At 48.0% G+C, this 14,874-nt stretch carries 11 protein-coding genes and 1 tRNA gene; all 12 read right to left on the reverse strand.

Annotated elements, in window-relative coordinates; translation table 11 throughout:
• Positions 1-98 precede the first annotated feature (98 nt).
• Positions 99-2,810: a valine--tRNA ligase gene (locus tag RIG61_01560; protein ID MEQ9617843.1), complete on the reverse strand. Its 2,712-nt coding sequence runs from the start codon at positions 2,808-2,810 to the stop codon at positions 99-101.
• An 84-nt stretch (positions 2,811-2,894) separates the two neighbouring features.
• A complete protein-coding gene (rpoC, locus tag RIG61_01565) occupies positions 2,895-6,980 on the reverse strand; it encodes a DNA-directed RNA polymerase subunit beta' (protein ID MEQ9617844.1) in 4,086 nt (1,361 codons plus the stop codon).
• A 25-nt stretch (positions 6,981-7,005) separates the two neighbouring features.
• Positions 7,006-11,118, reverse strand: coding sequence for a DNA-directed RNA polymerase subunit beta (gene rpoB / locus RIG61_01570; protein ID MEQ9617845.1), 4,113 nt, complete (start codon positions 11,116-11,118; stop codon positions 7,006-7,008).
• Positions 11,119-11,367: 249 nt separating this feature from the next.
• Positions 11,368-11,763: a 50S ribosomal protein L7/L12 gene (gene rplL, locus RIG61_01575; GenBank protein MEQ9617846.1), complete on the reverse strand. Its 396-nt coding sequence runs from the start codon at positions 11,761-11,763 to the stop codon at positions 11,368-11,370.
• Positions 11,764-11,805: 42 nt separating this feature from the next.
• Positions 11,806-12,336: a 50S ribosomal protein L10 gene (gene rplJ / locus RIG61_01580; protein ID MEQ9617847.1), complete on the reverse strand. Its 531-nt coding sequence runs from the start codon at positions 12,334-12,336 to the stop codon at positions 11,806-11,808.
• Positions 12,337-12,431: 95 nt separating this feature from the next.
• Positions 12,432-13,157, reverse strand: a complete 726-nt coding sequence (gene rplA, locus RIG61_01585) for a 50S ribosomal protein L1 (GenBank protein MEQ9617848.1) — start codon at positions 13,155-13,157, stop codon at positions 12,432-12,434.
• 72 nt (positions 13,158-13,229) lie between these two features.
• On the reverse strand, positions 13,230-13,646 hold the full coding sequence (rplK, locus tag RIG61_01590) for a 50S ribosomal protein L11 (protein MEQ9617849.1): 417 nt from the start codon (positions 13,644-13,646) through the stop codon (positions 13,230-13,232).
• A 1-nt stretch (position 13,647) separates the two neighbouring features.
• Positions 13,648-14,205 carry a transcription termination/antitermination protein NusG gene (nusG, locus tag RIG61_01595; protein MEQ9617850.1) on the reverse strand — a complete coding sequence of 186 codons (558 nt, stop codon included), beginning with the start codon at positions 14,203-14,205 and terminating at the stop codon, positions 13,648-13,650.
• Positions 14,206-14,231: 26 nt separating this feature from the next.
• Positions 14,232-14,435: a preprotein translocase subunit SecE gene (secE, locus tag RIG61_01600; GenBank protein MEQ9617851.1), complete on the reverse strand. Its 204-nt coding sequence runs from the start codon at positions 14,433-14,435 to the stop codon at positions 14,232-14,234.
• Positions 14,436-14,467: 32 nt separating this feature from the next.
• Positions 14,468-14,541, reverse strand: a tRNA-Trp gene (locus RIG61_01605).
• Positions 14,542-14,563: 22 nt separating this feature from the next.
• Entirely contained in the window at positions 14,564-14,722 is a 159-nt protein-coding gene (gene rpmG / locus RIG61_01610) for a 50S ribosomal protein L33 (GenBank protein MEQ9617852.1), read from the reverse strand.
• A gap of 9 nt (positions 14,723-14,731) precedes the next feature.
• Positions 14,732-14,874 (reverse strand): elongation factor Tu (tuf, locus tag RIG61_01615; protein MEQ9617853.1); only part of this gene is annotated, 143 nt, incomplete at its 5' end.

Below are 14,874 nucleotides of genomic sequence, written 5' to 3' on the forward strand. Positions count from 1 at the left end.
GCTTCAAGGATAACGTACTCAATTCAATAAGATTAACAAAAGGGTATCGGACTTCGCTAAGGCTGAATTAGGAAGGATTTTATATAAACAGGAAAGGCTTATCTGAGTTCGTTCAGCTTATTTAGCACTTCTTCCATCTTCTTTCTCTGGAAGGAAAGCTCCTCGAATTTCTCTCGCTCCTTTTCGATGACCTCTTCGGGGGCGCGGCTCAGGAAGTCGGAGTTAGCGAGCTTCTTCTCAGTGCGGTCGAGGTCTTTGGATATCTTTCCGATCTCTTTTTTTACCCTCTCAGTCTCTTTTTCAACATCGATCAGACCCTCGACGGGAAGGAAAATCTCGACTCCGGGAACCACCTGAGCGATTGCCTTTTCGGGCTTTTCCCCATCCGCAACCTGAAGACCCGAGAGGGTAGCGAGGTTGAGTATAAATCCTCTGTTGTCCTCGATTTGTTTACGCGCTTTTACGTTTTCGGGAAGGAGCAGTATGTTCACCTTCTCCGAAGGGTGAAGACCAATTACGGACCTCAGGTTTCTGATACCAACAACTATTTCCTTTAGAAATTCGACCTCGTCATGCGCGTCTTTGAATATCTGCGCCTCTTCACACCGGGGAAACGAGCTTAACAGTATGCTTTCCGCTACTCCTCCATCGACGGCGTTTAACTCTACGCCGAAGCCGCGGAGCCTTTGATAAAGCTCCTCCGTTACAAAAGGCGCCATGGGATGAAGAAGCTGGAGGGCAGTCTTGAGCACGTGAACGAGAACGCTCTTAGTATTCTGTTTTTGATTCTCATCGCCTCCGTAAAGAGCCGGCTTCACGGATTCTATGTACCAGTCGCAGTACTCAGACCAGAAGAACTTGTAAACGGCGTTTGCGGCCTTGTCGAACTCATATCCTTCTAAAGAAATCTCTACTTCCTTTACGGTATGATTCAGCTTTGTGATTATCCACTTATCGTAAGTCGTGAGCCTTTCATCCTCTACGTTCAGGTCAGGGTCGTAATCCTCCAGATTCATAATGAGAAAGCGGGACGCGTTCCATATCTTGTTTATGAAGTTCCTGTAGCCCTGTATTACGGACATCGAGAGCTTTATATCCCTGCCCTGAGTGGCCAGAGCCGTGAGGCTGAACCTGAGAGCGTCAGCCCCGTTCTCCTCGATTACGTCAAGCGGGTCAATGACGTTCCCCGTGGTCTTGCTCATCTTCCGCCCGCTCTCATCCCTGATAAGCCCGTGAATGTAGACATCTCTGAACGGAACTCCCCCCATAAATTTGAGTCCCTGCATTATCATGCGCGCGACCCAGAAAAAGATAATATCGAAACCCGTAATCAGTACGCCGGTCGGATAGTATTTTTTTAATTCCGGTGTTTGCTCGGGCCACCCGAGAGTGGAAAACGGCCACAGAGCGGAAGAAAACCAAGTGTCGAGCACGTCCGGATCGCGGTTGAGCTCGACATCCTGACGGCCGTAATGCTTCCTCGCGTCTTCATAAGCCCCGTCCTCGGTCATAGAAACGAATATCTCGCCGTCAGGCCCGTACCAGGCCGGTATCCGATGCCCCCACCAAAGCTGCCTGGATATACACCAGGGCTCTATGTTCCTGAGCCACTCATAGTAGGTGCTCTCCCAGTATTTGGGAACGAATTTGATGCGGCCCTTCTCTACAGCCTCTATAGCCGGGGCGGCGAGCTTCCCTGCATCGACATACCACTGATCCGTAAGCCAGGGCTCGATTACGACTCCGGACCTATCGCCGTAAGGAACCGTATGAGCTGTGTTCTCTATTTTATCCATCAGACCCAGCGCGTCCATATCCTCTATGATGCGCTTTCTCGCCTCAAAACGCTCAAGCCCGCGGTATTTCTCGGGAGCCTGTTCGTTGAGGTGAGCGGTTTGGTCGAATATATTAATCATATGAAGGCCGTGTCTTTTCCCGACCTCGAAGTCGTTGAAGTCGTGGGCGGGCGTAATCTTCACGGCCCCGGTTCCCTTCTCAGGGTCGCTGTACTCATCCGCAATGATGGGAATAGGCCGCCCGACAAGAGGAAGAACCGCGTTCCTGCCGACGAGGTGCTTGTAGCGCCCGTCTTCCGGGTGTACGGCGACCGCGGTATCACCGAGCATCGTTTCGGGTCTCGTCGTCGCGACCGTTATGAATTCGTTTTCGGTTCCCTCAACCGGGTATTTGAAATGCCACAGATTCCCCGTAACTTCCCGCTGCTCTACTTCCAGGTCGGAAATCGCCGTGCACAGCTTGGGGTCCCAGTTAACGAGCCTCTTGTCCTTATAAATCAGTTTTTCATTGTAGAGATCGACGAAGACCTTTCTCACGGCATTGGATAGTCCCTCGTCCATTGTGAAACGCTCGTGGTCCCAGTCGGGAAGCGCCCCCAGACGGCGGAGCTGATTGCTGATGGTATCTCCCGACTCTTCTTTCCATTTCCATACACGCTCTACAAAAGATTCCCTCCCCATTCGAACCCTGGACAGGCCTTCTTTCTCGAGCTCCCGTTCGACCATCATCTGTGTCGCGATTCCGGCATGGTCGGTGCCCGGAACCCACATGGGATCAAATCCCTTCATGCGTTTATAGCGGATAAGAATATCCTGGAGGGTATTGTTTAGCGCGTGACCGATATGAAGCGATCCGGTCACATTGGGCGGAGGTATCACGATGGAAAAAGGCGGTTTTTGCTCGTTATGAGACGACCTGTAATAACCCTTTTCGATCCAGTCCGCATACCACTTTTCCTCAACCTTTTTTGGATCGTAAACCTTGTCCATCTGGGTTCCACTATCTTGCGGCATTATGAATTATATGAAATAAATTTTAAGGGTCCGTGGGGCCGTTGATAATTATCAGTGTTCGGCCCCCGGATTTATTTGCTGTGTTTATTCTTCGTCAACAGAGGCTGCTGCCGGAACCGGAACTTCGAGCACCGGAACCTCTACGTCAATGTTCCGGTATATAGGTAGTCCCGTTCCCGCCGGTATGAGTCTTCCCATGATGACGTTTTCTTTAAGGCCTCTCAGATTGTCCGCTTTGCCCTCGCATGCGGCTTCGGTAAGTACTCTGGTCGTCTCCTGGAATGATGCCGCGGAAAGCCAGCTGTCGGTGCTGAGAGACGCCCTTGTAATACCGAGCAGGAGAGGCTCAGCTGACGCCGGTCTTCCTCCCTGAGCAACAACCCTTTCGTTCTCCTCGAAGAATATGTGCTTCTCCACCGCTTCTCCCACAAGGAGTATTGTGTCGCCAGGGTCCTTAATCCTGACACGCTTGAGCATCTGTCTCACAATGGCCTCTATGTGCTTATCGTTTATCTTTACACCCTGAAGTCTGTATACTTCCTGGATTTCGTCCACCAGGTAGCGGGTGAGCGCACGCTCCCCACGGATTCGAAGTATGTCATGGGGGTTGACGGAGCCGTCAACAAGCTGGTCGCCGGAGGTTACCTGCTCCCCTTCTCTAACCAGGACATGCTTACCCCTCGGAACCAGGTACTCTTTGGGTTCCCCGACCTCAGGGGTTACGACAACCCTTCTTTTACCCTTGACATCCTTACCATAGCTCACGATACCGTCGATTTCGGTAACGACCGCGGGGTCCTTCGGCATCCTTGCCTCAAAGAGTTCCGCAACCCTCGGAAGACCGCCCGTGATGTCCTTTGTTTTAGAGGTCGCCCTCGCGATCTTGGCAACTATGTCCCCGGCACCTACCTTGTCGCCTTCATTGACTTCAATAATCGCGCCGATCGGAAGCGAGTACTGGATACCTTTCCCCTCTTTCGTTTTTATCACCAGACCGGGATGAACGTCCAGATTTTTGGATTCAATAACAACCTTTTTATAAATACCCGTAACTTCGTCAACCTGTTCCTTAAGGGTAATACCCTGCTCAAGATCGACAAAGCCGACAGTGCCGTCGAATTCCGAAATAAACGGTGTGGTGTACGGATCCCATTCCGCCAGCAACTGCCCTTCCTTAATCTTCTCGCCTTCCTCTATTTTCAGCTTCGCTCCAAGAGCAAGCGGATAGCGCTCTCTCTCGTACCCCTTATCATCCATAATAATTAAAATACCGGTACGGTTTATGACAACAAGACTGCCGTCTTTGCTCTTTACAGTTCTGACGGTGCTGAATTTGACCGTTCCCTCATGGGTTGATTCAAGTGTGCTTTCTGCGGCCCTCTGGCTGGCGGCGCCGCCGATATGGAAGGTTCTCATAGTCAGCTGCGTACCCGGCTCGCCGATCGACTGGGCGGCAATAATGCCTACAGCCTCTCCTATGTTCACGAGCTTGCCGGTAGCCAGATTCCTTCCGTAACAGCATACGCAGACGCCTATCCGTGTTTCGCACGTAAGAACCGATCTTATTCTCACTTCTGTAATACTTCCCGCCTCGTCTATTTTGGAAGCGGACTGCTCGTCTATTTCCTCGTTCTCTCTTACTATAATCTCACCGCTTACAGGGTCGGTAATGTCATCCAGAGTAACCCTTCCGAGCACCCTCTCCCCTACTCTCTCGATTATCTCGCCCCCTTCGACAAGATCGCTCACAGTAATACCCTCAACCGTGCCGCAGTCGAATTCCTTAATCATTACGTCCTGCGCCACGTCGATGAGCCTTCTTGTCAGATAACCAGCGTTTGCGGTCTTAAGCGCCGTATCCGCCAAACCTTTTCTCGCGCCGTGAGTTGAGATGAAGTACTGCAGAACGGTAAGGCCCTCACGGAAATTAGACGTGATCGGCGTCTCAATGATCTCACCGGAAGGCTTGGCCATAAGGCCTCTCATTCCTGCCAACTGACGAACCTGTGTCTGACTGCCGCGCGCGCCGGAATCGATCATCATATATATAGGATTGGAGCTTGTACCCTTTTTCAGTTCGCCTTTGTCGTTAAGCATTTCCTCAAAGGAAATATCTTTCATCATTTCCTGGGCTACGTCGTCACTCGTTCGCGCCCAGATGTCGATGACCTTGTTATATCTTTCACCGTCAGTAATAAGACCCTGAGAGTACTGATTCTGAACCTTGACTACCTCGTCCTGGGCTTTTTGAAGAAGATCTTTCTTCTTCTCCGGGATGCTCATATCGTCTATTGATATGGAAATTCCCGCTCTGGTCGAGTACTTAAACCCCAGTGTTCTCATCCTGTCGGCAAGAATAACCGTGCTCTTGCCTCCTGCAACTCTGAAGCACGTATCGACCAGCTCTTCGATAGCCCTTTTCGTCATTACCCTGTTGACAAGCTCGAAAGGAATGTCCCTGGGCATTATTTCGTATAGTATTACCCTGCCCGCCGTTGTCTCATATACCTTATCATTGATGCGCACTCTTATTTTTGCGTGCAGACCGATTTCACCGGAATCATACGCTATCTGCACCTCTTCGATGCATGAGAATATCTTTCCGTCCCCTTTATCCACAGCCATGTCCCTTGTCATATAGTAGATGCCGAGTACGATGTCCTGGGTGGGAAGAATTATAGGTTTTCCGTGCGCAGGGGACAAGATGTTATTGGTCGACATAACGAGCGCTCTGCATTCGGTCTGGGCTTCGATGGAAAGAGGCACGTGCACAGCCATCTGGTCGCCGTCAAAGTCCGCGTTGTATGCAGGACAGACGAGCGGGTGTATTTGTATCGCCTTATCTTCGATCAGAATCGGCTCGAACGCCTGTATGCTCAAGCGGTGAAGTGTGGGAGCACGGTTAAGCAGAACCGGGTGCTCTTTAATAACTTCGTCCAGAGCGTCCCAAACGATCGGGGCTTCCTGCTCCACCAGCTTCTTGGCGATTTTTATTGTTGCCGCGGCCCCCCATTTTTCCAGCTTTTGATAGATAAAAGGCCTGAAAAGCTCGAGACCCATCTGCTTGGGTATACCGCATTGATGGAGCTTGAGCTCCGGGCCTACCGTGATAACCGAACGCCCGGAGTAATCCACCCTTTTCCCGAGCAGGTTCTGTCTGAATCTTCCCTGCTTCCCCTTTATTATGTCACTCAGACTCTTAAGAGGTCTGTGGTTGTGACCCAGAACCGGCCTTCCCCTGCGCCCGTTCTCAAGCAGAGCGTCCACCGATTCCTGAAGCATCCTCTTTTCATTTCTGACAATGATGTCGGGTGCGCCTAATTCAAGTAATTTTTTAAGACGGTTGTTTCTGTTAATTACACGCCTGTAAAGGTCGTTTAAATCCGACGTAGCGAACCTCCCGCCGTCAAGCGGAACAAGCGGCCTCAAATCAGGCGGAAGAACAGGGATCCTTGTAAGGATCATCCATTCAGGACGGTTCTTGGACTTCCTGAACGCTTCACAAATTCTAAGTCTTTTAGCTATCCTTGCCCTCTTTATGGGAGAGGATGTATTTTTCATTTCATGGCGCAGCTGCTCCGAAAGCTCAACAAGGTCGATCTTCTTGAGCATCTCTCTTACTGTCTCAGCACCCATTCCCACTCTGAAGCTGTGTCCGTATTCCTCTACTGCCTTTCTGTACTTGTCTTCGCTCAGCACTTCCGCAAATTTAAGCGGCGTGCCCCCGGGATCCAGTACCACGTAGGATTCGTAGTAGAGCACTTTTTCCAGATCCTTGAGCGTCATATCCAGGAGCATCCCGATACGCGAGGGTATGCTTCTTAGAAACCATATATGGGCCACCGGGGATGAGAGCTCTATATGAGCCATCCTCTCCCTTCTGACCTTGGATGAGATAACTTCTACCCCGCATTTTTCACAGGTGATACCTCTGTGCTTTAATCTCTTATATTTCCCGCATGTGCATTCGTAATCCTTTACGGGTCCGAAAATCTTCGCGCAGAAGAGTCCGCTCCTTTCCGGTTTGAAAGTTCTGTAGTTTATTGTCTCGGGCTTTCTTACTTCTCCGAAAGACCATTCCTTGATCTTTTCGGGAGAAGCTATCGAAATCTTAACGGCCGAGTACTCCGAAGGATTTTTAGGTTTTTCAAAAAGGGTATCTACGTCCACGTTTATCTCCCTCCCTATTCTTTATTTATTCACTTTCCACTTCTTCCTCTTCGAGAAGATCGATGTCCAGTGAAAGCGCCTGGAGCTCCTTTTGCAGCACCTTAAATGACTCCGGCAGTCCGGGCTCGAAATTCATATCGCCCTTTACGATCGAATCAAATATTCTCGTCCTTCCGATTACGTCATCAGACTTCACCGTAAGGAATTCCTGAAGGGTATAAGACGCTCCGTAGGCCTCAAGCGCCCAGACTTCCATCTCTCCGAGTCGCTGGCCTCCGAAATGGGCCTTACCGCCCAGGGGTTGCTGCGTAACCAGCGAATAAGGACCTATAGCTCTGGCATGAATCTTTTCTTCAACCAGGTGGTGCAGTTTAAGCATATACATTACGCCTACCGTCACTTTCTGGTCGAATGGCTCACCCGTCTGACCGTCAAACAGAATCGTTTTACCGTCTTCGGGCAGCCCTGTCTCTCTCAACACCGTTTTTATTTCTTCCTCGGAAGCGCCGTCAAATACAGGAGACTTTACCGGAATACCTCTACTCAGCTTTCTGGCAACGTCGAGCACGTCCTGCTCCTTCATTTTATCAATAATCTTGGCAGTTTCCGAAGATTTATATATGTCTTTTAGTTTCTTGCGCAGGGCCTCGGGGCTAAATTCCCGCTCCATTATTTCATTTATCTGATTCCCGAGCTCCTTTGCGCCCCACCCGAGGTGAGTTTCAAGCACCTGTCCGACGTTCATTCGCGAAGGAACGCCGAGCGGATTTAGAATCATATCCACTGGGGTACCGTCCGGAAGGTAAGGCATATCCTCCTCGGCAAGGATCTTCGAAATGACACCTTTGTTGCCGTGTCTTCCGGCCATCTTGTCTCCCACTTGCAGCTTCCTCTTGACCGCGATGTTTACTTTCACAACCTTGAGTACGCCCGGAGGAAGTTCATCCGGCTTGGTTAGTTTGGAGATTCTTTGATCATAAACGACATTAGTTAGGTCTATCTGCTCAAGCGTCCTTTCGATTATGCGCTTGATTTCGGATTCTATCTGGTCTCCTTTTTCTACGCTGATATCTGCAAACTTTTCAAAGGGTATGGTTTTGAGAGCTTCCTCGGATATTTTGTCTCCCTTTTTGAGAACCGTTTTTCGGGATACCGTGAGTTTGGCAGAAGCTGTTTTACCGATCACCATGGACCTAATACGCTCAAAGGCGTCATCTTTTAATATCTTTACCTCATCTTCCCAGTCCTGCTTGAGACGAGTTACTTCAAAATCCTCAATGCTTTTAGCCCTTTCGTCCTTATCGACGACTCTGGATATAAGCATTTTCACATCGATTACGGTGCCGTAAACCCCGGGAGACGCCCTTAGAGAAGTATCCTTTACGTCACCCGCCTTATCTCCGAATATAGCTCTCAGCAGTCGCTCCTCGGGTGAAAGCTGTGTTTCTCCTTTGGGGGAAATCTTCCCTACAATTATGTCCCCGGGCTTAACTTCAGCGCCTACTCTTATTATCCCGCTTTCATCCAGATTTCTGAGTGTATCTTCGCTTACGTTAGGAATATCTCTCGTTATCTCTTCGCGTCCCAGTTTCGTCTCTCGCGCAATACATTCGACTTCCTCTATGTGTATAGAGGTAAACCTGTCTTCCTTGGCCAGGTTTTCGCTCATGAGAATAGCGTCTTCAAAGTTATATCCACCCCAGGGCATAAATGCCACAAGCACGTTCTGGCCCAGAGCCAGCTCGCCGAAATCAGTCGACGGGCCGTCGGCAATGACCTGTCCGGCTTTTATAATATCGCCTTTTTTAACAATCGGCTTTTGATTCCAGCATGTGCTCTGGTTCGATTTCTGAAACTTGAGCATGTTGTACATATCGACGCCGGCATCGACATCCGAGTCCTCGCCCGTGGCGCTCACCACTATTCTCGAGGAATCCACATATTCGGCGATTCCGTCCCTCTTGGCAATGACCGCGACTCCGGAGTCCTTGGCCACGGTGCTTTCAAAACCCGTGCCTACTATGGGAGCGCTTGCACGAATAAGCGGTACGGCCTGCCGTTGCATGTTCGATCCCATGAGAGCCCGGTTTGCATCATCGTGCTCAAGAAACGGTATCAGGGAGGCGGATACCGAAACGAGTTGTGAGGGTGAAACGTCCATCAGCTCCACCTTTTCCCGCTCCACCATCATAAATTCCCCGCCGTGTCTTGCAGAAATGAATTCCGATGTAAAATTGCCCTTATTGTCGAGCGGCGCGTTTGCCTGGGCAATAATGTATTTTTCTTCCGCCAGAGCATTCATATAGACAATCTCATCAGTTACCCTGGCGCCTTTAACAACCCTGTAAGGGGTTTGAATAAATCCGAAATCGTTAATCTTACCGTATGTGCTCAGACTGGAGATAAGACCGATGTTCGGGCCCTCGGGCGTCTCGATCGGGCATATCCTCCCGTAGTGCGAGGAGTGAACGTCTCTCACCTCGAATCCCGCTCTTTCCCTAGTAAGACCACCGGGTCCAAGCGCGCTCAGTCTTCTCTTGTGAGTAATCTCCGAAAGAGGATTCGTCTGATCCATGAACTGGGAAAGCTGACCCGTAGCGAAAAACTCCTTTACGACCGCAATTACGGTTTTTGGAATAAGTAGCTCGCTCGGCATCAGATTCTCAACAGCCTGATAACCCATCTTCTCCTTAACAGAGCGCGCAAGCCTCTCGAGCCCGTGATAGAAACGGTCTTCTATCAACTCCCCGACAGTACGCACCCTTCTGTTTCCGAGATGGTCAATGTCATCTGTGGTACCCCTCCCTCCCCTCAATCCAAGGAGGTAGCCTACTGTTCCCAGTATGTCCTCCTTCGTAAGGGTGGGAAAATCGTCAGGGATACCGTGGTTCAGCTTATAATTTATTTTCAGTCGTCCGACCTGAGACAGTCTGTAGGTGTCCGGATTAAAAAACATATTATCGAAGAAAGTCTCCGCCACGTTTAGAGTAGGCGGGTCCGTCGGACGGAATTTCTTGTAGATTTCTGTAATCGCATCCTCACGGGTTTTAACCTTATCGGCCAGAATCGTATTTCTGAGAGAGGCAACAACAGAGATATTATCGATGTAGAAAACCTTAAACTCGTTTATTTCACTATCTTTTATCTGTTGAATCTTTTCTTCAGTAATCAGTTCGTTGAAGTTGACTATCACCTCGCCGGTTTTCTTATCCACAATATCGTCGGCGGCAAACCTATCCATCAATTCGAGAGGATCAATAGGAATAATATCGACCTCGGCTTTTTTGAGTCTCTCGATGATATTTCTGACGAATCTCCTGCCTTTCTTAACCAGAACATCTCCGGATTCCGGGTCTGCGATGTCCGCCGTGGATCTTTGATAGGGCAGCACGTCGTAGTTGGCCCTTTTACTCATTCCATCCGAGTCCGTATAGATAGTCTCAACAGGATAGAAATGACGCATGATCTCCTTCTCATCGTATCCGAGAGCTTTGAGCAGGACGCTTACAAGAAACTTCTTCTTTCTATCTATTCTTACATGAAGAAGGTCTTTGGAGTCGAATTCGAGATCAATCCACCTGCCGTCGTGCGGTACAATTCTCGCAGAGAAAGAAGACCTGCCTACTGCCGAGTCTTTATTCTTGACCTGATCAAAGAACACGCCCGGAGAACGATGAAGCTGATTCACTATGACCCTCTCCGTCCCGTTCACTATGAATGAGCCGTTAGGCGTCATAAGAGGAATTTCGCCGAAATAGACTTCCTGTTCCTTTACATCCCTTATCGTACGTTCCTCACCTGATTCGGTATCCCAAATTACCAGCCGAAAAGTAACGTAAAGGGGCGCAACGTATGTATAACCCTTCAACCTGCATTCGACTGCTTCGTATTTCGGTCTGTCAAATCTGTAACTTATATACTCAAGCGAGGCCTTTTCGTTGTAATCTTCTATTGGAAATACAGTTTTAAAAGCATTATGCAGACCTACATCCTGCCGGTCTTCTGGTTTCGTATCGGATTGAAGAAAGTCATAGTAGGACTTGACTTGAACTTCGAGCAGATGAGGTATTTCGAGGACGGACGGTAATTTTGAAAAACTCTTCCTGAACTTATAAAATTCTACACCATCTACACTCAACTTATCTTACCCCCCGTGTTTGTTTTATAATACTTACTCAATTAATTTCATGACTAAATTCTCTGTTCAATAGGCGCAACACGGCTCATTAATTCCTAATTAAGCATTTACTTTTAGGAGACTCGGCAACCTATCTGAGAGAAGATACATAAGTATGATAGTTACAAAGCCGGAAATACGGTTATATAAATCAGTCGACCGACTTTAAACAGGTAAACTTTATAGTATAACCGTTGTTCCATCAAATACTTAATTAATTTCTACTTCTGCGCCGGCTTCTTCAAGCTTTTTCTTTACATCCTCGGCTTCCTGCTTCTCCACGCCTTCTTTAACAGGTTTGGGGGCGCCCTCGACAAGCTCTTTCGCTTCTTTAAGACCGAGAGACGTAACTTCCCTGACAGCCTTAATCACTTGAATTTTATTGCCCCCTATGGCCTTCAGGACCACAGTAAAATCGGTTTTTTCCGCTTGCTCCGCAGCTGCTTCTCCGCCCGCACCGGCTCCGGGCGCTGCGGCAACGGCTACTTGAGGGGCTGCGGCCTTTATATCAAACTTATCTTCGATCTCCTTGATCAACTCCGAGATCTCGAGCATGCTTGCTTTCTCAAGATAAGTTACAACATCTGTTTTCGTGATGTCAGCCATTATTAAAAAACCTCCTTAAATGAAATACGTCTTGGTTTAAACTTAATTTTCTTCCTTTTCCTTTTTTTCCTTAAGTGCGTTCAAAGCGTACAAAAACTGAGTCTGAAGCTGAACGAGCGTGCCCAGGAAATTTGACATGGGGCTAGATATAAGTCCCATAAACTGCGCTATCATTTCCTCTCTCGACGGCAGCTTTGAAAGTGCTGAAATCTCGGTCTCATTCAGGACGCTTCCGTCCACAACCCCGCCCTTGATTTTTAGCAGAGGGATTTTCTTAGCCGAATCCACAAATACCTTTGCCACCTCAGTGGGGTCTTTCTTGCAGATCGCGACTGCCGTGGGGCCCTCGAAAAGTTCTGTTATTTGTTCAATGTCCGTATCCTTAGCTGCTATTTTTAGAAGCGTATTCTTAACGACTTTGAGTTCGGCCTCGGCTTTGTTCAAATTCGCCCTCAGTCCCTGGAGCTCATTGACCGTAAGTCCCTTGTACTCAACCACCAGAACCGAAGGACCGCTTTTGAATACATTGTTAAATTCCTGAACCAGCTCATTCTTAGCCGCTTTACTTAACATTGACCTGCTCCTTAAAAATCCATAATTTCAAAATAATCTATGCGTTATAAACCGGGTCTGTGACATTTATCCGGCTACTTCCGTTTCTCGGAGAATCAAGCCGCCACCTGAAACCCCTTTAATTCCTCACGAACGTTAACGAAATCAATTTTAATCCCCGGTCCCATGGTATTAGAAACCGTAATTTTTCTGATAAATGCTCCCTTGGAAGAGGGTGGTTTCATCTTTACAAGAGATCCCATGAATACAAGAAAATTGTCTTTAAGCTTATCGCTCCCGAATGAAATCTTCCCAATAGGCGCGTGGACAACTCCGCCTTTATCGTTTTTAACCTCAATTCTTCCCGCCTTAGCCTCCTTGACGGCATTTTCGATCTCAAAAGTCACAGTGCCGACTTTGGGACTCGGCATAAGGCCTCGGGGACCCAGCACTTTACCCAATTTCGCAACAGAGCCCATCACATCCGGGGTGGCAATTGAGACATCAAACTCAAGCCAGTTCTCATTCATAATTTTATCCACAAGATCGTCGAGCCCGACATGATCCGCGCCGGCGTCCTTCGCTTCTTTCTGCTTCTCGTCTTTGGCAAAAACCGCAACCCTGATATCTTTACCAATGCCGTGAGGCAGAACCATTCCTGTCCTTATCTGTTGATTTGCCTGTCTCGGATCAATTCCCAATTTAACTGCTACTTCCACCGTCTCATCAAAGTTTGCCGTCTTTGTTTCTTCAAGAAGTTTAATGGCGTCATCAAGAACGTAGCTTGCTTTGGGATCAACCAGTTTCCTTACTCCAGTGTATTTTTTACCTTTTTTAGCCATTTTAAACCTCCATAAAACTTGATAAATCCTTTTTATCCGCTTTTTATTATGAACAAATTCAATCACTTATCCTCAGACTATATCTATTCCCATGCTCCTTGCGGTTCCTGAAACGATCCTTACAGCCGCTTCCAGATCATTCGTATTCAAGTCCGGCATTTTAGTTTTCGCAATCTCCTCGACTTTAACTCTCGATACCTTTCCCGCTTTTACCCTCGGAACCTCACCGGAACCCTTTTCCACCTTCGCCGCCTTCTTGAGCAGATAGGAAACAGGGGGGGATTTAACCTCAAAAGAGAAAGATTTATCGGCATATACCGTTACAGTTACGGGAAGAAGGCCTTCCAATTTTTGAGTCTGCGCATTAAAAGCCTTACAGAACTCCATTATATTAACGCCTCTCTGTCCCAGCGCGGGACCAACGGGGGGCGAAGGTGTGGCTTTTCCGGCATCCACCAATAATTTTATGTATCCATCGATTTTTTTCATACTATATCTTCTCCACTTGATTAAAATCCAGTTCTATGGGGGTTGTTCTGCCGAATATGGTTACAAGAACCTGAACTTTCGCCTTATCCGGCTTTACTTCCTCAATTACTCCCGAGAAATTCGCAAAAGGGCCTTCTATAACCTTTACTGTTTCCCCCTTGTCAAAAGTGACCTTCGGCTTGGGCTTTAAAGTCCCCTCTTCTATCTGTTTCTTTATCTTAAAAACTTCCTGCTCGTTTATATCAGGCACCGAGTCAGGATCTATCAGCCCATCCCTGAGCTTCCCACCGACGAATCCGATCACCTTCGGAATATTTCTTATGAAGTGCCAGCTGCCGTCATTAAGCTCCATCTTTATCAAAATGTAGCCTGGGAAAAATTTTCTGACCGAAGTCTTTTTTTTTCCTCCCTTCACAGGCTCGACTATTGTCTCCGTAGGCACCAGAACCTCGACTACCTGATCCTCTAACCCCTCAGCTCTGGCCCTTTCTTCTATATAGGACTTGACTCTGTCCTCAAAACCCGTATTGGTATGAACCACGTACCATCTTTTAGCCATAAAGAATATTCGTCTCCGTTTATCTCTTAGCTCAGCAAGAACTTGATACCTATCGAAAAAATATAATCAACAAGTCCTAAAAAGGACGCGAATATAGCCGAGATAACAATTACCGCCAAAGTCGACTTAACCGTCTCATTTCTAGATGGCCAGGTTATACGTTTAGCCTCATTCTCTATATCCTTTGCAAACTGAACCGTATCCGAGCTTAAATTTGCTATTTTATCCATTGTGCTTATCCTTGTGCGTGTACTCCAACGTGCAGGGCAGGAGGGAATCGAACCCCCAACCGCTGGATTTGGAGTCCAGTGCTCTGCCTAATTGAGCTACTGCCCTATAGAAATCTTTTCTCAATTCATTACTTCGTTTCTTTATGCAAAGTATGACTTCTGCACCACTTGCAATACTTCTTCAGCTCGATCTTATCTCGATGAGTTTGCTTATTTTTTGTAGTTGAATAATTTCTTCTCTTGCAATCACTGCATGCCATAGCAATTACTAATGTATTGTCTCCCATGGTTACGGTTTACTCCACGATTTTAGTAACTACACCAGCGCCCACTGTTCTTCCCCCTTCCCTTATCGCAAACCTAAGCTGCTCCTCAAGGGCCACAGGCGCTATCAACTCCACGTCCATATTCACATTATCCCCGGGCATCACCATCTCCA

It is taken from the genome of Deltaproteobacteria bacterium, assembly GCA_040223695.1.
GTDB lineage: Bacteria > Desulfobacterota_D > UBA1144 > Nemesobacterales > UBA2774 > JAVKFU01.

Bases quoted from the DNA above. Each gene is read 5' to 3' on its own strand.
- nusG (MEQ9617850.1), bottom strand. From the start codon at position 14,205: ATGGCTAAAAGATGGTACGTGGTTCATACCAATACGGGTTTTGAGGAC.
- rplL (MEQ9617846.1), bottom strand. From the start codon at position 11,763: ATGGCTGACATCACGAAAACAGATGTTGTAACTTATCTTGAGAAAGCA.
- secE (MEQ9617851.1), bottom strand. From the start codon at position 14,435: ATGGATAAAATAGCAAATTTAAGCTCGGATACGGTTCAGTTTGCAAAG.
- rplA (MEQ9617848.1), bottom strand. From the start codon at position 13,157: ATGGCTAAAAAAGGTAAAAAATACACTGGAGTAAGGAAACTGGTTGAT.
- rpmG (MEQ9617852.1), bottom strand. From the start codon at position 14,722: ATGGGAGACAATACATTAGTAATTGCTATGGCATGCAGTGATTGCAAG.
- rplJ (MEQ9617847.1), bottom strand. From the start codon at position 12,336: ATGTTAAGTAAAGCGGCTAAGAATGAGCTGGTTCAGGAATTTAACAAT.
- rplK (MEQ9617849.1), bottom strand. From the start codon at position 13,646: ATGAAAAAAATCGATGGATACATAAAATTATTGGTGGATGCCGGAAAA.
- RIG61_01560 (MEQ9617843.1), bottom strand. From the start codon at position 2,810: ATGCCGCAAGATAGTGGAACCCAGATGGACAAGGTTTACGATCCAAAA.